Source organism: Paraburkholderia sp. EG286A (assembly GCF_040965375.1).
Classification (GTDB): Bacteria; Pseudomonadota; Gammaproteobacteria; order Burkholderiales; family Burkholderiaceae; genus Paraburkholderia.
In genome coordinates this window covers 873,752-892,784 of sequence record NZ_JBFRCB010000001.1, presented here as the reverse complement: position 1 = coordinate 892,784, position 19,033 = coordinate 873,752, and the positions used below count along the sequence as shown (strand labels likewise).

At 65.4% G+C, this 19,033-nt stretch carries 19 protein-coding genes and 1 pseudogene; 11 read left to right on the top strand and 9 right to left on the bottom strand.

Features of this window, described 5'->3' with window-relative positions:
- Window positions 1-10: 10 nt before the first annotated feature.
- Window positions 11-160, bottom strand: coding sequence for a hypothetical protein (locus AB4Y35_RS03985; RefSeq protein WP_324151143.1), 150 nt, complete (start codon window positions 158-160; stop codon window positions 11-13).
- A 77-nt stretch (window positions 161-237) separates the two neighbouring features.
- Entirely contained in the window at window positions 238-654 is a 417-nt protein-coding gene (locus AB4Y35_RS03980) for a MarR family winged helix-turn-helix transcriptional regulator (protein ID WP_368688283.1), read from the bottom strand.
- A 201-nt stretch (window positions 655-855) separates the two neighbouring features.
- Between AB4Y35_RS03980 and AB4Y35_RS03975 the strand changes: the two genes are divergently transcribed.
- Together AB4Y35_RS03975 and AB4Y35_RS03970 are read left to right on the top strand one after the other, a co-directional pair.
- Window positions 856-1,920: an alcohol dehydrogenase gene (locus AB4Y35_RS03975; RefSeq protein ID WP_368703845.1), complete on the top strand. Its 1,065-nt coding sequence runs from the start codon at window positions 856-858 to the stop codon at window positions 1,918-1,920.
- A gap of 329 nt (window positions 1,921-2,249) precedes the next feature.
- Window positions 2,250-4,385 carry a tetratricopeptide repeat protein gene (locus AB4Y35_RS03970; RefSeq protein ID WP_368703393.1) on the top strand — a complete coding sequence of 712 codons (2,136 nt, stop codon included), beginning with the start codon at window positions 2,250-2,252 and terminating at the stop codon, window positions 4,383-4,385.
- Window positions 4,386-4,428: 43 nt separating this feature from the next.
- On the opposite strand, the gene AB4Y35_RS03965 is transcribed toward AB4Y35_RS03970, so the two are convergent.
- From AB4Y35_RS03965 to AB4Y35_RS03950, 4 genes and pseudogenes are all read right to left on the bottom strand, one after another.
- On the bottom strand, window positions 4,429-4,647 hold the full coding sequence (locus AB4Y35_RS03965; protein WP_028206128.1) for a hypothetical protein: 219 nt from the start codon (window positions 4,645-4,647) through the stop codon (window positions 4,429-4,431).
- 187 nt (window positions 4,648-4,834) lie between these two features.
- Complete coding sequence (locus AB4Y35_RS03960) at window positions 4,835-5,116, bottom strand: hypothetical protein (protein WP_342918742.1); 282 nt, start codon at window positions 5,114-5,116, stop codon at window positions 4,835-4,837.
- Window positions 5,097-5,615 (bottom strand): DUF2778 domain-containing protein, encoded by a 519-nt coding sequence (locus tag AB4Y35_RS03955; protein ID WP_342918741.1) that lies wholly within the window; start codon window positions 5,613-5,615, stop codon window positions 5,097-5,099. The genes AB4Y35_RS03960 and AB4Y35_RS03955 overlap by 20 nt, the downstream gene beginning before the upstream one ends.
- Before the next feature lie 19 nt (window positions 5,616-5,634).
- Window positions 5,635-6,117: pseudogene (locus AB4Y35_RS03950) on the bottom strand (Hcp family type VI secretion system effector).
- 311 nt (window positions 6,118-6,428) lie between these two features.
- Here AB4Y35_RS03950 and AB4Y35_RS03945 point away from each other — a divergent pair.
- The 4 genes from AB4Y35_RS03945 to AB4Y35_RS03930 all read left to right on the top strand — a co-directional run bounded on the left by AB4Y35_RS03945 (window position 6,429) and on the right by AB4Y35_RS03930 (window position 11,300).
- Window positions 6,429-6,776 (top strand): DUF1330 domain-containing protein, encoded by a 348-nt coding sequence (locus tag AB4Y35_RS03945; RefSeq protein WP_368703392.1) that lies wholly within the window; start codon window positions 6,429-6,431, stop codon window positions 6,774-6,776.
- Between the two features lie 157 nt (window positions 6,777-6,933).
- Window positions 6,934-7,380, top strand: a complete 447-nt coding sequence (locus AB4Y35_RS03940) for a hypothetical protein (RefSeq protein WP_368703391.1) — start codon at window positions 6,934-6,936, stop codon at window positions 7,378-7,380.
- Window positions 7,381-7,458: 78 nt separating this feature from the next.
- Complete coding sequence (locus AB4Y35_RS03935) at window positions 7,459-9,591, top strand: phosphocholine-specific phospholipase C (RefSeq protein ID WP_368703390.1); 2,133 nt, start codon at window positions 7,459-7,461, stop codon at window positions 9,589-9,591.
- Window positions 9,592-9,857: 266 nt separating this feature from the next.
- Window positions 9,858-11,300, top strand: coding sequence for an NAD-dependent succinate-semialdehyde dehydrogenase (locus AB4Y35_RS03930; protein ID WP_254317584.1), 1,443 nt, complete (start codon window positions 9,858-9,860; stop codon window positions 11,298-11,300).
- A gap of 35 nt (window positions 11,301-11,335) precedes the next feature.
- On the opposite strand, the gene AB4Y35_RS03925 is transcribed toward AB4Y35_RS03930, so the two are convergent.
- Entirely contained in the window at window positions 11,336-11,734 is a 399-nt protein-coding gene (locus tag AB4Y35_RS03925; protein WP_368703389.1) for a GFA family protein, read from the bottom strand.
- Between the two features lie 223 nt (window positions 11,735-11,957).
- On the opposite strand from AB4Y35_RS03925, the gene AB4Y35_RS03920 reads away from it, so the two are divergent.
- Together AB4Y35_RS03920 and AB4Y35_RS03915 are read left to right on the top strand one after the other, a co-directional pair.
- Window positions 11,958-13,016, top strand: coding sequence for a catalase family peroxidase (locus tag AB4Y35_RS03920; protein WP_368703388.1), 1,059 nt, complete (start codon window positions 11,958-11,960; stop codon window positions 13,014-13,016).
- The gene (locus tag AB4Y35_RS03915; RefSeq protein ID WP_368703387.1) at window positions 13,013-13,558 is read left to right on the top strand and encodes a cytochrome b; all 546 of its coding nucleotides are present in this window, start codon (window positions 13,013-13,015) and stop codon (window positions 13,556-13,558) included. The genes AB4Y35_RS03920 and AB4Y35_RS03915 overlap by 4 nt, the downstream gene beginning before the upstream one ends.
- A gap of 47 nt (window positions 13,559-13,605) precedes the next feature.
- On the opposite strand, the gene kdgT is transcribed toward AB4Y35_RS03915, so the two are convergent.
- The gene (gene kdgT, locus AB4Y35_RS03910; RefSeq protein ID WP_368703386.1) at window positions 13,606-14,622 is read right to left on the bottom strand and encodes a 2-keto-3-deoxygluconate transporter; all 1,017 of its coding nucleotides are present in this window, start codon (window positions 14,620-14,622) and stop codon (window positions 13,606-13,608) included.
- 290 nt (window positions 14,623-14,912) lie between these two features.
- On the opposite strand from kdgT, the gene kduI reads away from it, so the two are divergent.
- The 3 genes from kduI to kdgR all read left to right on the top strand — a co-directional run bounded on the left by kduI (window position 14,913) and on the right by kdgR (window position 17,512).
- A complete protein-coding gene (gene kduI, locus AB4Y35_RS03905) occupies window positions 14,913-15,749 on the top strand; it encodes a 5-dehydro-4-deoxy-D-glucuronate isomerase (protein WP_368703385.1) in 837 nt (278 codons plus the stop codon).
- 43 nt (window positions 15,750-15,792) lie between these two features.
- Window positions 15,793-16,563, top strand: coding sequence for a 2-dehydro-3-deoxy-D-gluconate 5-dehydrogenase KduD (kduD, locus tag AB4Y35_RS03900; RefSeq protein ID WP_368703384.1), 771 nt, complete (start codon window positions 15,793-15,795; stop codon window positions 16,561-16,563).
- 127 nt (window positions 16,564-16,690) lie between these two features.
- Window positions 16,691-17,512, top strand: coding sequence for a DNA-binding transcriptional regulator KdgR (gene kdgR / locus AB4Y35_RS03895; RefSeq protein WP_266227188.1), 822 nt, complete (start codon window positions 16,691-16,693; stop codon window positions 17,510-17,512).
- Here the strand turns inward: kdgR and AB4Y35_RS03890 are convergent.
- Window positions 17,509-19,017, bottom strand: coding sequence for an efflux transporter outer membrane subunit (locus tag AB4Y35_RS03890; protein WP_368703383.1), 1,509 nt, complete (start codon window positions 19,015-19,017; stop codon window positions 17,509-17,511). The two genes, kdgR and AB4Y35_RS03890, sit on opposite strands and share 4 nt — an antisense overlap.
- Window positions 19,018-19,033: the final 16 nt, after the last annotated feature.

The window sequence follows — 19,033 nt, the reverse complement described above, 5'->3', positions numbered from 1 at the left end:
CAGCACGGCTTTACTGGTCGCCCGAATCCGGACGAAAAAGATCGAAGCCGGCGAATACGATCACACCGCTGAGCGCCATCAAGGGCACCGAATGGCGCCCAAGAAAAAGAACCGCGGCCGCAAGCCAGGTTGAAAGACAGAAAGCGCCGATGCGCCGCATGATGCCACTCCCTACTCTTTAATGCCCTTCTAAAGCGTGGCTGCGCATAACGCGTGCCGCGCGATTTCAGCCCGAGATCAGCCCAACGTCGCGCGCGCCGTGCGCAGGCGCGACACCGTATCCACGAACGCCTCGCCGCCGAGCGTGCGCTTCAGGCGGCTCGCGACTGTCGCGCTCGCCGCATTGAGCGCCTCGCGAATCGCGATGGCCTGCGCCGTGGGCACGATCGCCACTTCGCGGCCGTCGCCATCCGTGCGCTGACGCTCCACGTAGCCGCGCGCCTCCAGGCCGTCGAGCACGCGCGTGGCCGTGGGCCGCGCGATGGAGAGCAGCTCCGCCAGTTCGCGCTGCGGCAAACCGGGACGCTCCAGCACGGCGCGCAGCATGAAACCCTGCGGCGGCGTGAGCTCGAAGCGCTCGAAGGCTTGCGCCCACTCGCGCTCCAGGCGCCGCGCGAGCGCCGTGGTGTTGAAGTAAAGGCAATGATCGAACATGGCCACAGGATAACCCAATATAGTTAGCTATGCAACGATCTGCACCGAATGCGCATCTCTGCCTTCTGACAAATCAAGCGCGCATCAGCAAAATAGAACGATCGGACGAATTCATATCGCATCGGCTATGATGCAAAGACGCCGCAATCGCCTGGCTGTGTCTGGCCGCCGTACACAACACTCACGGAGACATCGATGCAAATGCGCTGTTACTGCGTTATCCATCACGGCAAGCCGCTCGAACTGGTCGAGCGCGACGTGCCCGAGCCCAGAGGCACCGAGGTATTGCTGCGTGTGAAGGCCGCGGGCCTGTGCCATTCCGATCTGCACATCTGGGAAGGCTATTACGACCTGGGCGGCGGCAAGAAGCTCTCGCTCGCCGACCGCGGCATCAAGCTGCCGCTCACGCCGAGCCATGAAATCTGCGGCGAGGTTGCGGCGCTCGGCCCCGACGCGCAAGGCGCGCCGGAAGCGCTCGCGGCGGGCACGTCGGCAGTGGTGCATCCGTGGATCGGCTGCGGCGCATGCGCGGCCTGCCAGCGCGGCGAAGAGAATATCTGCGCGAAGCCGCAGTCGCTTGGCGTACTGCGCGACGGCGGCTTCGCGGATTACGTGATCGTGCCGCATCCGCGCTATCTCGTGGATCTCGCCGGCCTCGATCCCGTCAAGGCCGCACCGCTCGCCTGCGCGGGCGTCACGACGTATTCGGCCGTGAAGAAGTTCGGCGCGCGCATCCACGAAGGCCCTGTGGTCGTGATCGGCGCGGGCGGCCTCGGCATGATGGCGCTCGAAGTGCTCAAGGCGATGGGCGCACAAGGCGCGATTGTCGTGGACGTGGACCCCGCCAAGCGCGAAGCCGCGCTTGCGGCGGGCGCGCTCGCGGCCATCGATGCGCGCGCGGACGACGCCGTGCAACAGATCATCGCGGCGACGGGCGGCGGCGCACGCGCGGTGCTCGACCTCGTGGGCGCGACGCCCACCGTCAAGCTCGCGCTCGACGCCTGCGCGCGCGGCGGCCACGTGGTGATCGTCGGGCTGATGGGCGGCGACCTCACGGTCTCGCTGCCGATCATCCCGATGCGGCCGCTGAAGATCGAAGGCAGCTACGTGGGCACGCTGCCCGAGCTGCGCGAACTCGTGACGCTGATGCGCGAAGGCAAGATGCAGCCTTCGCCCGTCTCCACGCGGCCGCTCACGGAAATCAACGAGGCGTTCGAAGCGCTCGTGCAGGGCAAGGTGGTCGGGCGGCAGATACTGGTGCCCTGATGCGTGGCATCGCGCGCGGCCTGGTGCGGCGCGCGCGATGATGAATCGTTCGGAATTCGAATCAAACGGGGAGATCGGCTCACGGTGACGATCCCCCGTTCTACGCGCGCAAGCGCCCCCCGAAGCCCTCCTACGGTCTACCCCCGGTGCTCGCTCCGTTTTGCAAGCCATCTGCAAGCTTTTGCGGGCCAGATGCGCTTATCGCCCGAATAAGCGCACCGGATGCGCTCAATTCGCGCCGTTGACTGAGCACGAGCTGTCGTAATCTCGACACTGCCGCATTGTCCGTGTCGCCCACGCGCCGCGCCCCGTCTCTTACGATTTTCACTGTGACCATTTCGACGCCCCTCGCGCCCGCCCTCGACGACATCCTGCGCGAAGCCAATGCGCACTGCGAAGCGCACCGCTTCGCCGACGCGCTCGCGTTGCTCGAACCGCATGTCGGCGGCCAACCCGGGGCAACGGACGACGCCGCGCTCGCGCCGGCGCTCCATCTCGCGGCCCTGAGCGCGATGGGCACGGGCGACGCGGCGCGCGCCCAGGCGCTGTGGCAGCGCTGCCTCGCGGCAAAGCCCGACTTCGCGCAAGCGTACAGCGGCCTCGCCGCACTCTTTGCGGCGCTCGGCGTCCTCGATCAGGCCCAGGTGCTCTATGAACGGCTGCTGAGCCTCACGCCCGCCGATGCCGACGCACGCAGCAACCTGGGCGTCGTCCTGCAGCGCCAGACGCGCCACGCCGAAGCGGAAGCCGCCTTTCGCGCCGTGCTCGCGCACTGTCCCACGCACGCCGACGCCCACTACAACCTCGGCCTCCTGCTGCAGGGACAAGGCCGCCACGCGGAAGCCGAAAGCGCGTTTCGCGGCGCCATCGCCGCGAATGCGCGCCATGCGAAGACGTACAACGCAATGGGCACCCTGCTGCGGGATCAGGCGCGCGGCGACGAAGCCGCCGAGGCCTTTCGCCAGGCCCTGCTGATCCACCCGCAGTATCCGGAGGCGCTCAACAATCTCGCCACGCTGCTCAAGGCGTCCGGCAAGCTCACCGAAGCGGAACTCGCGGTTCGCCTCGCGCTGCAGATTCGCCCCAATTTCATCGATGCGCTGAACAACCTGGGTTGCGTGCTCACCGACCTCAAGCGCGTACCCGAGGCGGAGGTGGCTTTTCGCCAGACGCTCGCACTCGCGCCGAATCACGCCGAAGCGCAGTACAACCTCGGCGTCGCGCTGCATACGCTCGAGCGGCTGCCCGAGGCCGAGGCGGCGTATCGGGAGACGCTGCGCCGCCTGCCGGGCCGCGTCGAGGCTTATAACAATCTCGCCTGTGTGCTGATGGCGCTCGGGCGCCGCGCCGAAGCGCTCGAGGTGCTCCACGAAGCCATCGCCGTGCGGCCCGATTTCGCCGAGGCGCACTTCAATATCGCGAGCCTGCACAAGGAATACGGCCGGCTCGACGAAGCGGAGGCCGGCTACCGCCGCGCGCTCGACGCGAACCCGGCATACGGCGATGCGAAATTCCGCCTCGCCACGCTGCTCATCAGCATGGGCCGCTTCGAAGAAGGCTTCGCGCGCTACGAGTGCCGCTACACCATGCCCGGCTTCGTGCATCACGCGACGCAGCGTCTGCTGCAGTGTCCCGGCTGGCAGGGGGAGCCACTTGCTGGCAAATCGCTGTTGCTGTGGCAGGAGGACGGGCTCGGCGACATGCTGCAATTCGGACGCTATGCGCGCGTCCTCAAGGAACAGGGCGCGGCGCACGTCGCGTTCGCCTGCCAGCCGCCCCTGCAGCGGCTCTTTCGCGGCGTGGACGGCATCGACGCCGTGCTAGGCCATGAAGCCGGCGCGGCGGCGGCCGGCCAGTTCGACTACTGGGTGAGTCCGATCAGCGTGCCCCACCGCCTGGGCACGACGCTGGAGACGATCCCCGCGCCGCTCGTCCATACGCCCGAGCCCGCGCTCGTCGAGCACTGGGGCGCGCGCCTCGCCACGCTCGCGCCGGGCCCGCGCATCGGCATCGTCTGGAAGGGCAACCCGAAGCATTTCAACGACACGCACCGCTCGCTGCCCTCGCTGGCCGCGCTCGCCCCGCTCTGGAACCTGCCGGGCGTGCAGTTCGTGAGCCTGCAAAAAGGCCAGGGAGAAGACGAGGCACAGAATCCGCCTGCGAGCCTGCCGCTGCTGCACCTCGGCAGCGACGTGCACGATTTCGTCGATACCGCGGCGATCATCGCGCAGCTCGATCTCGTGATCTGCGTGGATACGTCCACGGCGCATCTGGCGGCGTCGCTCGGCAAGCCGTGCTGGGTGCTGCTGCCGCAGTACGACCTCGACTGGCGCTGGATGCACGAGCGCGAAGACTCGCCGTGGTATCCGGGCACGATGCGCCTGTTCCGCCAGCGCATGAACGAAGCGTGGAGCGCCGTCGTGGAGCGCGTGCGCGCGGCGTGCGCGGAGCGCTTCGGCGTTTGAAATTTCGCGGGATTTCGGGGGATGAGGGAGGCGCTCGCGCGCCTCAATCCCAGATGTTGCGGAACGCCACGGCGGCGATCACCGGCACGCACATCACGAGCGGAATAGCGAAGTACGGAATCTCCAGATCGACGACCCATTTGTAGACGATCCAGCCGATACCCAGCGCGAGCGTGAGCACACCCACGAGCGCCGTGAGGGTGTTCAGCAGCCACGTGGGCGGCTGCTTGCGCGCGGGTTTATTCTCGGGTGACGGGTTCATGGCGGCGATGGCGGAAAACGAAAGCGTCTCGATCCGGAGTGCGGATGGTGGGTATTTTACTCTCAGAGATGCCAGGCGATTGACCCGCGCCACAATAGACATTTGCATGGACATCGCCGCTCGAACCTGAGCAGATCACAGCGCTCGACGCTCCTCTCACCAACATCGCACTCCGACGTCGTTACGGTTAGCCTCGGGCCGTCATGCCCCGGCGCTTTGTCCAGTAGTAGCGCCAGATTTTGACGATCGTCGCATATAGAAAGAGCGTAACGACGAGTTCTGCAATGAGCATCACCGGAATGTAGAGATCGTCCGGATCCCGGATACCCATGCGGTTTGAAACAGATAGCCATACGGAAAGCTGACTCTCAGGCATCCGCAGCGGATACGTATGGACGTAGCGAACGGAAAGCAAAAACAATCCGATAATCAATGCCGCTTTAGCGAGCCTACGGGCAAGTGTCGCCATATGCTATTACCTCGATGGTTCCATATGCGCGAAGTCCCGAGTCACGAGCCGAGACGGCAGGCGTGTGCAACAGAGCCTGCCGGATCCTCGCGAAATCGGCATAACTCGGCAAAGTGATGCAGCCTAACGAGATACCGCGGCCTCCAGCCGGATGCAAGCGGAAGTGTCCGCGCTCTACGCCTTTAACCCACGTGAAATCGTCAATCTTGCCGTCGTCGCGGTAGAGCGCGAACCACTCCGAATGATGGGAAGGGATGCCAGTGACGGTATTCCACGCATCTTTTGTCCAGGTCCAGGCCTGCGATCCGATACCGCCTTTAGGCCGGTCCACTATCCAGTATCGACCGGAAGGGATCGGACCGTTGTCCGGAATTGCTGTACACCCTCCCCGGTTACGATATATACCGTTACCCGAGAACGCACTAAACGTTCCGACTCCGCAAATCGCCAAAGGTGAGAAAGGCGCGTTGTTCACGAGGAATTTTCCTTGCAGGGCCATTTGACGCCTCTCCCAATAATCAGCGCTCAGTCCATGCGTCGGTATGTTTTATATTTCCATCCGTGTAGTGCCACGTGATGCGATCGTACATCATGGAAACACATTCAACGTGATTCAGCGCGGATGCTTGTGCCAGCTTGATATTAACCATACCGGGATTGACACCGGTGATTTTCACACCCTCCAGGAGCATGATGAAATACACCTCTTCCTTGCCGGCGTCATTTATGCGATACCACTTTATTTCCGCTGATTTCAGCGTTTGCCCTCATGATACTGCTTTATAAAGATAAGGGCTGGAGGCATCAAATTCCTTCTCTATCACCATCGGCGCATGCGTGCGCGCACCGGTAACTTTTCCGGCGATGCTGTCCACGGGAAGGTTGACTCCATGACTGAAGCTGATGATTTCGATACTCCCTTCACGACTTTCGACCGTCGACGAGCCCCTGATATCTGCGCCACCATCATCTTTAAGCCATAAATGAGCAGGAATTGGCATATCGAAATACTCCCTGGAAAAGCGAATGAGCCTCGCGCCACAACCGGGCCATTTGAACAGCCATGCGCGATTAGAACGGCGAACCCACAGTTCTACCCGAGGGAAATCTCCTGTGCAATCAAGATGCAATGGGAATTGGGTAAATCGTGCCTTAGCCCGATACAGGTCAAGAAAAAAGCCTTTCGAGAGAGGATTAATCGAGAGGAAGGGCTGCCGCACCCGCGGTCTTTACCTCCCAGGTAATCGATTCCCTGCCCGGCGCGCCCTATTCTCGCAAGCGGACCCCACCTTTCACGCTCACGAGACCTGCCATGACCGCCTACGCCATTGCCCATCTGCGCGACGTCGAACCCTGCCCCGCCATCGTCGAATATCTGGAGAAGATCGACGCCACGCTCGCCCCTTTCGGCGGCCGCTTCATCATTCACGGAGGCCGCGTGGAGCGGCTCGAGGGCAAGTTTTCCGGCGACCTCATCATGATCGAATTCGCGAGCCGCGAGATCGCGCGCGCGTGGTATCGCTCCAGCGCCTATCAGGCGATCCTGCCGCTGCGCGCGGAGCACTCGCGCGGCGAAGTGTTCCTGATCGATCAAGTCGAGATGCCGCATCGCGCGACCGATGTGCTGCGTCCCGCCCACGAAAACGGCTCTGCGAAGTGAAAGCATTTCGTTAGCTGGCAATCGGCAGCGATTGGTTTTCGCACGGCACGTTTGCAAAGGAAATCCATCGCCTGCAAACGTTTTCGTGCGTTTCACAATTCTTTCTTCATCGACGGCGAAACTGTGCGCGACCCATCCCCACAGAACGGATGCGCACATGAGAATACGCCTTCAAAACCGCGTGTCGACGACCCTGTCGACCGCGGCGATCGTTGTACTCGCAACCATCATGCTCGATGCATGCGGCCCGGGCTACGGCTCGTCGGCGGCTTCGTCGACGCCGGATCCATCGGAAAGCCAGAGCGCCGCAACGCAATCGCCATTGGCGAATAGCGCGCGCATATCGCCGCTGCCGACCGACACGAATGCGTCGGCGAATACGTCGGCTAACGCCTCGACGAACCCGAGCGCCATACCCGCTTATGGCGCAAACGCGGCAACCGCCACGAACACCGCGAACGACCCCGTGCAAGGCGCACAGGCCAGCCTCGCCGCCGACAGCGACCAGGTCACGCCGGTCCTGAGCTACGCGCCTGGAGACAGCACGCAGACCCAGGCCAGCAACGGCAACGATTCCAGCAGTCCAGCAACATCCAGCCATTGAAGCATTGCACCTGCGTGCCCTCGTGCGAGTACGCCGTCGGGCACGACACTCCAACCCCAAGCAGAAAGGTGAGCAACAATGACGTCAAACAGCCGTCGCCGTTTCCTGCAGACCGTCGCGCAATCGGGCGCCGCCGCCGCAGCGATGACCGTTCTTCCCGAATCGATCCGCAATGCGCTGGCCATTCCGGCCAATTCGCGCACGGGCACGATCCGCGATGTCGAGCACATCGTCGTGTTCATGCAGGAGAACCGTTCGTTCGACCACTACTTCGGCCATATGCGCGGCGTGCGCGGCTATAACGACCGCCTGCCCATTCCGCTGCCGGGCGGCCTGCCGGTGTGGTATCAGCCGTCGAAGGAAGACGCCACGAAACCCGTACTGCCGTTCCACCTCGACACGTTCAAGACGAGCGCGCAATGCGTGGGCGACCTCGACCACTCGTGGTACCCGACGCAGTACGCGATCAACAACGGCCTGTACAACCAGTGGCCGCAGTACAAGACCGACATGACGATGGGCTACTACCTGCGCGCGGACATTCCGTTCCACTACGCGCTGGCCGACGCCTTCACGGTGTGCGACAACTACTTCTGCTCGCTGCCTGGCCCGACGCACCCGAACCGCTCGTATCTGATGACCGGCATGGTCGATCCGACCGGCACGATGGGCGGCCCGCTGCTGGACAACAACGACTTCGTGGATGGCGACGTGCCGCCCACGTACCAGGAGCTTTCGTGGACGACCTACCCCGAGCGCCTGCAGGCCGCCGGCATCTCCTGGCAGATCTACCAGCAGGGCACGAACGGCAGCGACCCGCTGAACGGCAACTACGGCACCAACATCCTGCAGAACTTCGCGAACTTCATCAACGCGCAGCCCGGTTCGGCGCTCTACCAGCGCGCGCAGACGGTGCGCACCATCGCCGACCTCAAAAACGACGTACTCCAGAACAATTTGCCGCAAGTCTCGTGGCTGCTGCCGCCGGCGGCGTTCTCGGAGCACCCGAAATACGCGCCGGCCTATGGCGCGGAATACACCTCGCAGATCATCGAAGCGCTGACTTCGAATCCCGATGTGTGGAGCAAGACTGTGCTCTTCATCATGTATGACGAGAACGACGGCTTCTTCGACCATATCGTGCCGCCGCAGCCGCCCACGACGTCCACGCAGGGCAAGTCGACGGTGAGCGTGGACGGCGAAATTCACAACGTGATCAACCCGGCGGGCCGCGGCGGCAAGTACACCGCCGACGGCCTGCCCTACGGCCTCGGACCGCGCGTGCCGATGACGGTCGTCTCGCCGTGGACCAAGGGCGGCTTCGTCTGCTCGCAGGTGTTCGACCACACGTCGGTGATCCGCTTCATCGAGGCGCGTTTCGGCGTGCAGGAGCCCAACATCACGGCATGGCGCCGCGCGGTGTGCGGCGACCTCACCACGTGCTTCGACTTCCGCACGCCCGACGCCACGATGCCGACGCTGCCCGACACGAGCAACTACATGGCGCTCGCCGACAACCAGTGTTCGGCCAACTCGGCACCCACGGTGCCGGCCACGCCGCTGCCGATCGACGCGCAGGAGCCCGGCGTGCGCTACGCGCGCGCGCTGCCCTACGAGCTACATGTGAACGGGAAGGCCGAAGCGCAGAACAACACGCTGTCGATCACGTTCGCGAACAAGGGCCGCCAGGGCGCGCACTTCTACGTCTACGGCACGAACCGTAGCGACGGCCCGTGGCGCTATACGGTCGAAGCGGGCAAGGCGCTCGACGACACGTGGGACCTCACCGTGACGAACGGCGTCTATGCGTTCGAGGTCCATGGCCCGAACGGCTTCCTGCGCCGCTTTGCTGGCACGGCCGCGCAATCGGGTCCGGGCAAGTCGGGCCGCGCCCCGGCGCCCGCTGTGACGGCGCACTACGACGTGGCCAACGGCAACCTCTTCCTCAGGTTCTCGAACGCGGGCAGCAGCGTCGCGCACCTGAACGTGAGCGACAACGCCTATGGTGCGCACGAGCGCAACGTGGTCGTGCCGGCCGGCGCGCAAATCGACGAAGTCTGGGTCCTCGCCTCGAGCCATCACTGGTACGACCTCACGGTCACGAGCCGCGACGACGCGACGTTCGCCTGGCGCTTCGCCGGCCACATCGAGAACGGCCGGCCGAGCATCAGCGACCCCGCGGCCGTTGCGCCGGTCACGAAGCTGAGCTGAGCCCAGAGCAAGACGCGGTTTTACGATTTCTTTTCTGTTTCCCTATTTGCGGCGCCTTCGGGCGCCGTTTTTTTTGCGCAGAAGATCCGTTCCGTCTCACAGTGTGGGTAAAAGGGGCCAACGCACCCTTCGCAATGGCACGCCCTGCAGCCTCGGCGATCCGGTGGCACAATGGGCGCTCCGCATTTTCCGGCGCCCGCCCGCGCGCATTGCCGTGCGCGCGGGCGGGCGCCTGTCGTTGAACCGTTGACAAGGATCGTCCCATCATGAGTTCCAGCGTGAAGCCCTATCCCGACACCCAGATCTACATCGACGGCGCCTGGCGCGCCGGCGCGAAGACGATTGCTGTGATCGACCCCGCGACCGAAGCGGAAATCGGCCGCCTGAGCCTCGCAAGCGAACAGGATCTTTCGGATGCGGCCACCGCAGCCGAGCGCGCCTTCCGCGAATGGCGCAAGGTCTCGCCGCTCGAGCGCAGCAAGCTCATGCGCCGTGCCGCGCAACTGCTGCGCGATCGCGCAGACGACATCGCCGCGATCATGACGCGCGAGCAGGGCAAGCCGTTCGGCGAAGCGAAGCTCGAGACGCTCGCGGGCGGCGACACGATCGACTGGTTCGCCGAAGAGGGCCGCCGCACCTATGGCCGCGTGATCCCGTCGCGTTCGGACGCCGTTCGCCAGATCGTCACGCGCGAACCGGTGGGTCCGGTCGCCGCGTTCACGCCCTGGAACTTCCCGCTCAACCAGGCCGTGCGCAAGGTGTCGGCCGCGCTCGCCTCGGGCTGTACCGTCGTGCTCAAGGGACCGGAAGAAACGCCGGCCAGCTGCGCAGAACTCGTGAAGGTGTTCGCCGACGCGGGCCTGCCCGCCGGCGTGCTGAACCTCGTGTTCGGCGTGCCCGCGGAAGTGTCGTCGTACCTGATCGCGCATCCGGCGATCCGCAAGATCTCGTTCACGGGCTCGACGCCGGTGGGCAAGCTGCTCGCCTCGAAGGCCGGCGAGCACATGAAGCGCGCCACGATGGAACTGGGCGGCCACGCCCCCGCCATCGTGTTCGCCGACGCCGACGTGCCGCGTGCCGCCAAGCTGCTCGCGAGCGCCAAGTTCCGCAACGCGGGTCAGGTGTGCATCTCGCCCACGCGCTTCATGGTGGAAGACGCTGCATACGACGAGTTCGTCGAGCACTTCGTCGCGACGACGCGCGCGATCAAGGTGGGCAACGGTCTCGAAGACGGCGTGCAGATGGGCCCGCTCGCGAACGACCGCCGCCTCGCCGCGATGGAACGCCTCGTGGCCGACGCGCGCGAACAGGGCGCGAAGGTGCTGACGGGCGGCGAGCGCGTGGGCCGCGAAGGCTACTTCTTCGCGCCGACCGTGCTCACCGACGTGCCGCTTTCCGCGCGCATCATGAACGAAGAGCCGTTCGGCCCGATCGCGCCGATCTCGCGCTTCTCGAGCTACAAGGACGCGATCGTCGAAGCGAACCGTCTGCCATACGGTCTCGCCGCGTATGCCTACACGCGTTCGAGCGCGACCTCGGCCGCCCTCTCCGACGACGTGGAAACCGGCATGCTGTCGATCAACCATCACGGCCTCGCCCTGCCGGAAACGCCGTTCGGCGGCGTGAAGGACTCGGGTTATGGCTCGGAAGGCGGCAGCGAGGCGATGGAAGCCTATCTCGTCACGAAGTTCGTGACCGAGCATCGTTGATCGCTGCACGCTGAAAACGCGCGCGCTTTCCCGGCTTACGGTCCGGGAAGCGCACGCGGATATTGCGGCAGGCCGTCCGCGAGTTGCACCCAGGCCAGCTTTTGCGAGGTCCAGCTGTGATTGTCGGGCGGCGCGTCGTCGGGACGATCGAGCGTGCCCGTCGCGACGTCGATCTCGCCCGCGAACGCCGCGTGCCGGTAGGTGAGCGGCGTGCCGCAATCGGCGCAGAATGCGCGCTCGACACCCGGACTCGACGCATGCGTTTTCGTTGCGCCCGCAACGAGCCGGAACGTGCTCCACGGCACGCTGAGCCAGCCGACGAACGGCGCGCCCGATGCGCGCCGGCAATCCACGCAATGGCATGCCGTGCTGCCGACCGGCGCAGCCGAAATCTGGTAGCGGACCTTGCCGCATAAACAGCCGCCAGTCAGCATCGCTCTCTCCTTCGCGCACCTCGCCTGTCCATCGCTTTCAGCGCTGTAAGCACGACCGCCTCGGCATGGTTGCACGAATTCGCTTCGCGCATGGAATAAAACGCAGTGACGTGTTGTTGACGCCAGTAACGCCCCTCGGGCCATCGACTGGATCCATCATGCATACACTCGCACACTTTTCGCTTTCGCATGCGTTGCAGCGCGCGGGCAGCGGAGCCCGCCCGTGAACCGCGCCCCGATCTGCGTGCCATGCCGGCTCGCGGCCATTGCGGTGGTGGTGGGTTGCGCTGGCGCGGCATTTGCATGGACGGCCGGCTGGCTCACGCCGAAGCGCCTCACCGCGCCGCATATCATCAATACGTTCGAGTCGAACTACGGCATCCATACGGGCTATCGGCGCAATCACGCCAAGGGGCTCTGCGTGGAAGGCTGGTTCGAAAGCAACGGCAACGGCGCGCAGGTCTCGCGTGCGGCCGTGTTCGCACCCGGACGTACGCCCGTGATCGGACGCTTCGCCATTCCCGGCAGCAACCCGGCCGCGCCGGATGCGAGCACGCCCGTGCGCAGCATGGCGCTGCTGTTTCAGTTGCAGGACGGCGAGCAGTGGCGCACCGGCATGAATTCCGTACCGATCTTCGTCGTTCGCACCCCGAAGCAGTTCTATAGCCAGCTGGTCGCCTCGAAACCGGACCCGGCAACGGGCAAGCCCGACCCCGCAAAGCTCGACGCCTTCTTCCAGGCTAACCCGGAAACGCTGCCGTTCCGCCAGTGGCTGAAGGCGCACCCGCCCGCCTCCAGTTTCGCGAATACAGCGTTCTATAGCGTCAACGCGTTCATCGCGACCGATGCCGCCGGCAACCAGCATGCCGTGCGCTGGCAGACCGTGCCCGAGGTGGCTTATGCACCGCAAACGCCGGCAGAAAAAGCCGATCCGAACTTCCTCGCCGACGACTTCACCACGCGTTTCGCCGGAGGACCGCTACGCTGGCATCTGGTGCTCACGGTCGCCGCACCCGGCGACCCCACGAACGACGCCACGCAGTCATGGCCCGCGGACCGCCAGCAGATCGACGCCGGCACGCTGGTCCTGCAGCGCGCCGAACCGCAAGCCAACGGCATGTGCCGCGACGTGAACTACGATCCGACCATCCTGCCCAACGGCCTGAAGCCTTCGGACGACCCCCTGCTCGCCGCCCGTTCGGCAGCGTATGCCGTTTCGTTCAATCGACGCACACGCGAGGAAGCCAACCTCGCGCCAACGCATGGAGGCGCGCAGCCATGAAACAACCGGGCCAACACTTCAGCGCGCTCCAGCGCCTGCTGCACTGGTCGATGGCAGTCCTGATCGTCACGATGCTGTTCGTCGGCGTGGGGATGGTCTCGACCGTCTCGCGGCTGCATGACACGCTGCTCGCGCTCCACCGGCCGCTGGGTATCGCACTGCTCGCGCTCGTGCTGCTGCGCGTGGCCGTGCGGCTCACGCGCGGCGCGCCGCCCTTGCCCGCCGATCTGCCCATCTGGCAGCGCCTCGGCGCGCACGCCTCGCATCTCGTGCTCTATGCGTTGATGATCGCCATGCCGCTGATCGGCTGGTCGATGCTATCCGCGGGCGGCTATCCCATCGTGATGTTCGGCGGCGTGCACCTGCCGCCGATCGTGCCGCACGACGTCACGCTCTATGCATGGCTGCGCGCCGCGCATACGTGGCTTGCCATGGCGCTCTACGCGACCGTGCTGCTGCATCTGGGCGCCGCGCTCTTTCACGCGCTCATTCGCCGTGACGGCGTGCTCGCCAGCATGGCGCGCGGCGAGGCACGCAGCTGACGCGAGGCTCCTGCGCGGGCAAAGCGCGCAGGAGCCCTGCCTGTGAATCACACGTGCGCGTCGCGCCCGGCCACGGGCGGCACGGGCGGTTCCATGAGTTCCTGAAGCAGCGCCTCGCGCGCGCTGCGCCGGCGCACCCACAGCGCCGTGAGCATCGGCACGAGGATCGCGGTCACGAGGCAGGCGGTGGCGACCATCGCCGTTGCCGCCGGCACGAGCGGCTTGAAGCGAGGAATCATCTCGCCGATGATGGCCGGATTCGCCACCGCCGCGCCCGCCGTGGACGAAGCCGCAAGCCCCGCCGCGCCGTTGCCGCCCGCGATCAGGCGATCGGCAAGAATCAGCGGAATGCCGGTCACGACGATCACGCCGAGGCCGAGCACCACGCCCGGGATGCCGCTCGTCACGATCACGTTGAGATCGATGCCGTTGCCGAGCGCAAATCCAAAGAACGGAATCAGCGGATGCACGCAGCGGCCAAACAGTTCGCGCAGATCGCTATCGAGATTGCCCAGGACAAAGCCGATCAGAAACGGCAGCACAGCGCCCACGAAAAGCCGCGGCTCGAAAAAGGCCACGCCGGTCGCGCCGAGGATGATCATGCTGACGAGCGGCCCCGACTCGACCGACATCAGCACGAACGCGCCCGCCTCTTCCTTCGTGCCGTATTGCTGCATGACGGCCGCGTAGAGACCGCCGTTGGTCATGTCCATCGAGGTCGTGATGGCGAGCACCGAGAGCCCGGCGAAGAGCCCGGTTTTCACGCCGTCGACGGGGATGAAATGCGCGGCGACCAGCGTGGCGACCCAGGCCACGATCATCTTCGTGACCAGCAGCGTGCCGGACTTGCGCAGCACGGTGCCGGTCGCACGCAGGTCGATCGTCGCCCCCATGCAGAAGAACCACACCGCGAGAATCGGGACGGTGCCGGTGATCAATCCATTGGTGAACGAACCAAAGTATTTGCCCGCGCCCGGCGCGAACGTATGAACACAGGCGCCGAGCAGCAGCGGCACCAGCATCAGGCCGCCTGGTATGCGGTCTATGGCCTTCTTGAGCTTCATGCCTCCTCCGTGGACTTTGCATCCGGCTGCCGGATCGGCACGTTGGCGCGTCCGGCTTTTTTCTCGCGGTGCTCCCTTTCCGGAAACAGGATAGCAGCGTGAAAGGAACGCCGTTCCGATTTTTACGTGGAAAATCGTCCACGTTTACCCGCTAACGCCTCACTATGTGGGCAGAGCGCTTGCCAAACACACTATGGCGTCGCAACATTTCCGGACCGCTATTCCGAAAATGCGAATCTGCACTATAGTCCACGAGAGACGGTGCACCGCCCATCCGACGGAGACATGGCATGGAAGTCAGACAAAGCCTCAACAGCGAATACGCGAAGACGCTCGACACGGCAGGACTGCGCCGCGAGTTCCTGATCGAACGCGTGTTCGAGCCCGATGCGCTGACGCTCACCTACAGCCACGTGGACCGCATCATCGTGGGCGGCGCGATGCCCGCCACGCGCGCCGTCGAGGTGAGCGCCGCGCTCGGCAAGTCGATCGGCGTGAGCTATCTGCTGGAGCGGCGCGAACTGGGCGCGATCAACATCGGCGGCGACGGCTGGGTCGACGTGGACGGCGTGCGTCACGCGGTACGCAACGAGGAAGCGATCTATATCGGCAAGGGCACGCAGGCCGTCGCATTCGGCAGCGACGATCCGGCGCAGCCCGCGAAGTTCTACCTCAACTGCGCGCCCGCGCATACGGCGTATCCCACGCGCACCATTTCGCTATCCGAAGCATCGCCGCAAACGCTCGGCGAGGCGGCCACGAGCAACCGGCGCACGATCTACAAGTTCATCGTGCCGGAGGTGCTGCCCACCTGCCAGCTTTCGATGGGGATGACCAAGCTCGAACCCGGCAGCCTCTGGAACACCATGCCGTGCCACACGCACGAGCGGCGCATGGAGGTGTACTTCTATTTCAACGTCGCCGACGACGCCGCCGTCTTCCACATGATGGGCGAGCCGCACGAAACGCGGCACCTCCTCGTGCACAACGAACAGGCCGTGATTTCGCCGAGCTGGTCGATCCACTCGGGCGTCGGCACGCGCGCCTATACGTTCATCTGGGGCATGGTCGGGGAGAACCAGGTATTCGGCGACATGGACCATCTCGCCGTACGCGATCTGCGCTGAACTCCACACCGGCATCGACCTACGACACGAGGGCCGCGCATTCATGACATCCAGCACGTTCAATCCGTTCGATCTCAGCGGCAAGATCGCCATCGTCACCGGCAGCAACACGGGCCTCGGCGCGGGCATGGCGCTCGCGCTCGCGCAGGCCGGTTGCGACATCGTCGGCGTTTGCAGGGGCGAGCCCGGCGACACGCCCGCGCGTGTCGCGGCCCTCGGGCGCCGCTTCGTCGACGTGCGCGCCGACCTCGGCTCGATCGCGCCCGTGGAGGACATCGTGCGCGCCGCCGTCGAAGCCTGTGGACGGATCGACATCCTCGTGAACAACGCGGGCGTGATTCGCCGGGAAGACGCCCTCGCCTTCGGCGAGGACGACTGGGACGCTGTCATGGACGTCAACCTCAAGAGCGTGTTCTTTCTCGCCCAGGCGGCCGCACGCCGGTTCGTCGCGCAGGGCGGCGGCGGCAAGATCATCAATATCGCGTCGATGCTGTCGTTTCAGGGCGGCATCCGCGTGGCCTCCTATACGGCCTCGAAAAGCGGCGTACTGGGCCTCACACGCCTGCTCGCCAACGAGTGGGCCGCCCACGGCATCAACGTCAACGCGATCGCGCCCGGTTATATGGCGACCGCCAATACGGCCGCATTGCGCGAGGACGCCCAGCGCAACGGCGAGATCCTCAACCGCATTCCCGCCGCGCGCTGGGGCGAGCCGGACGATCTCGCCGGCCCCGTGGTGTTTCTCGCCTCGGCGGCAGCCGATTACGTGCATGGCCATACGCTCGCCGTGGACGGCGGCTGGCTTGCGCGCTAGCCCACGCGGCGCGCACGGGACGCGGTATGCTCCCGTCAGGGAGTCACATGGACCAGCGACGATGGCAGCAGGCGTAGAAAAAACGGCAAATCCGGGCAAGGGGCAGCGCAGCGCACAGGAGCACGCAATGAACGAAATGGACGGCGGCACGGAGAAAGGCGAATCGGTTTCGTCGATCGGCCGCGTGTTTGCGATCCTCGGCGCGCTGGGCGAGAACGGGCCGATCGGCATCAGCGAGCTTTCGCAGCGCCTTGCGCTTTCCAAGACCACCGTGCACCGCGTGCTGCAAACGCTGAAGGCGCTAGGCTACGTCGCGCAGGAAGTTGAAACGGACCGCTATCGTCTGACGATCCGGCTGTTCGAACTCGGCGCGAAAGCGCTCGAAAGCGTCGACCTCGTGCGCGAGGCCGACATCGAGATGCGGCGCATTGCGCAAGCCACGCGTGAAGCGGTTCATCTCGGTGCGTTCGACGAAGACGCGATCATCTACATTCACAAGATCGACTGCGATTACGGCCTGCGCATGCAGTCGCGCATCGGGCGGCGCAATCCGCTGCATAGCACGGCGATCGGCAAGGTACTGCTCGCGTTCATGCCGCCCGCCGACGCGCAGGAAACGCTGTCGCATGTGGAATTCAGGAAGTCGACGCAGAAAACGCTCACTTCCGCCGACGCGGTGCTCAACATTCTTCCGCATGTGCGCGAGCAAGGCTACGGCGAAGACAACGAAGAGCAGGAAGACGGTTTGCAGTGCCTGGCGGTGCCGGTGTTCGACCGGTTCGGGCATGTGATCGCCGGCCTCTCGATCTCGTTTCCGACCATGCGCTGCGGCGCGGACACGAAAGCGCACTACGTCGCCCTGCTCAAGCGCGCAGGCGCGGCGATCTCGGCGCGGCTCGGCTATCGCGAGCCGGCCGCGCACGAGCATGCGCCCGCCGAACCCGGTTAGCCCGGCGTAGCGGCGGTCGCGGCCGTGGCCGTCGTGGTGGTCTGCCAGCCGAGACCGAGGCTCTTCTGCAGCGACACGAAGTCCTTGAGCAAATCGGCCTGGCCCGACACCACGTTCTGCTGCGCGGCGAACTCCGTGCGTTGCGTGTCGAGCAGATCGACGAGGCTCGACGCCCCCGCGCGGTAGCGCTGGCGCATGAGCGTCGCGGAACGCTCGGCGGAAACCTGCACCTTCTGCAAGGTCACCAGATGCTCGCGCTGATAGCCATAGCGCGACAGCGACGCGTTGGCGTCCTGCAATGCGGCGAGCACGGCCTTTTCGTAATGCGCTTCGGCTTCGTCACGCGACGCTTGCGCGCCGTGCACCGCGCCCAGCGTGCGCCCGAAGTCGAACACGTTCCATTGCAGATACGGCGCCCCTACCCAGCTGAAATTGCTCTTGCGGAACAGGTGCCCCGGCTCCGCGGCCGTAAAGCCGAGGTCGCCGAACAGCGTGAGCTTGGGCAGAAAGTCCGCCACGTGCTCGCCGATCTGCGCGTTGCTCGAGGCGAGACGCCGCTCCGCCGCGCGAATATCGGGGCGCTGCGCGAGCATCGTGGTGGGATCGCTCACGGGCACGCTGGCGGGCATCGTGGGCAGCGGCTGCGTCTGTGCCAGTTCCGCATCGAGCGCGCCAGGCGCCTTGCCGGTGAGCACCGCCAGTTGATCCAGCGATATTTCGACTTGCGCCGCGAGCGGCGTGATCGTGGAGCGCGTGTTTTCCACCTGGGTGGTGAGCCGCTCCACGTCCACCTCGGCCGCGGTGCCGCCCGCGCGGCGCTGCTCGGTGAGCGTGAGCATCTCCTGCTGCAGCTGCGCCGTGTGCTGCGCGATGGCGAGGCGCTGCTGCTCGTCGCGCAGGTCGATATAGGCCTGCGCGACTTCGGCCGCGAGCGATACCTGGGTGTCCGCAAGATCGGCGTCCACGGCATCGGCCTCGTCGCTTGCCGCTTCCACGGCGCGGCGCGTGCCGCCGAACAGGTCGATTTCCCACGAGGCATCGAAGCCCGCCGTGTAGAACGTGATCGGGCCGCCGCCCGAAGAGCCGCCCTGCCCCGAGCTGCTGCTCGACGATGTCAAGGCACTCAGGTTCGGCTGGCGCATACGGATCGCCGCCGCGCTCGCGCCGACCTTCGGCAGCTCGGCGGCGCGTTGCTGCTGCAGTTGCGCGCGCGAGGCGCGCAAACGCGCCTGCGCCGCGCGCACATCGGGATTGTGGGCGAGCGCCGCGTCGATCAGCGTGTTCAGTTGCGGGTCGTTCAGCGCAAGCCACCATTGGCTCGGTGCGCGTGCGGGCGTCACGCCTTGCGCGGGCGTGCGCAGGAACGATGTGGCGTTCGCCGCTTCGGGCGCGACCGCCGGTGCGCCGTGATAGTCGGGGCCGACGGTGCAGGCGGCCAGCGCGCAGGCAGCGGCGCACGCGCTCAGCGCGGCATAGGAGAGTCGGAAGTAACGGGTTGCCGTCATGAGTCAGTGATAATCT

Coding starts and splice junctions, on each gene's coding strand:
- AB4Y35_RS03985 (WP_324151143.1), bottom strand. CDS start 160: ATGCGGCGCATCGGCGCTTTCTGTCTTTCAACCTGGCTTGCGGCCGCG.
- AB4Y35_RS03980 (WP_368688283.1), bottom strand. CDS start 654: ATGTTCGATCATTGCCTTTACTTCAACACCACGGCGCTCGCGCGGCGC.
- AB4Y35_RS03975 (WP_368703845.1), top strand. CDS start 856: ATGCGCTGTTACTGCGTTATCCATCACGGCAAGCCGCTCGAACTGGTC.
- AB4Y35_RS03965 (WP_028206128.1), bottom strand. CDS start 4,647: ATGAACCCGTCACCCGAGAATAAACCCGCGCGCAAGCAGCCGCCCACG.
- AB4Y35_RS03960 (WP_342918742.1), bottom strand. CDS start 5,116: ATGGCGACACTTGCCCGTAGGCTCGCTAAAGCGGCATTGATTATCGGA.
- AB4Y35_RS03955 (WP_342918741.1), bottom strand. CDS start 5,615: ATGGCCCTGCAAGGAAAATTCCTCGTGAACAACGCGCCTTTCTCACCT.
- AB4Y35_RS03945 (WP_368703392.1), top strand. CDS start 6,429: ATGACCGCCTACGCCATTGCCCATCTGCGCGACGTCGAACCCTGCCCC.
- AB4Y35_RS03940 (WP_368703391.1), top strand. CDS start 6,934: ATGAGAATACGCCTTCAAAACCGCGTGTCGACGACCCTGTCGACCGCG.
- AB4Y35_RS03935 (WP_368703390.1), top strand. CDS start 7,459: ATGACGTCAAACAGCCGTCGCCGTTTCCTGCAGACCGTCGCGCAATCG.
- AB4Y35_RS03930 (WP_254317584.1), top strand. CDS start 9,858: ATGAGTTCCAGCGTGAAGCCCTATCCCGACACCCAGATCTACATCGAC.
- AB4Y35_RS03925 (WP_368703389.1), bottom strand. CDS start 11,734: ATGCTGACTGGCGGCTGTTTATGCGGCAAGGTCCGCTACCAGATTTCG.
- AB4Y35_RS03915 (WP_368703387.1), top strand. CDS start 13,013: ATGAAACAACCGGGCCAACACTTCAGCGCGCTCCAGCGCCTGCTGCAC.
- kdgT (WP_368703386.1), bottom strand. CDS start 14,622: ATGAAGCTCAAGAAGGCCATAGACCGCATACCAGGCGGCCTGATGCTG.
- kduI (WP_368703385.1), top strand. CDS start 14,913: ATGGAAGTCAGACAAAGCCTCAACAGCGAATACGCGAAGACGCTCGAC.
- kduD (WP_368703384.1), top strand. CDS start 15,793: ATGACATCCAGCACGTTCAATCCGTTCGATCTCAGCGGCAAGATCGCC.
- kdgR (WP_266227188.1), top strand. CDS start 16,691: ATGAACGAAATGGACGGCGGCACGGAGAAAGGCGAATCGGTTTCGTCG.
- AB4Y35_RS03890 (WP_368703383.1), bottom strand. CDS start 19,017: ATGACGGCAACCCGTTACTTCCGACTCTCCTATGCCGCGCTGAGCGCG.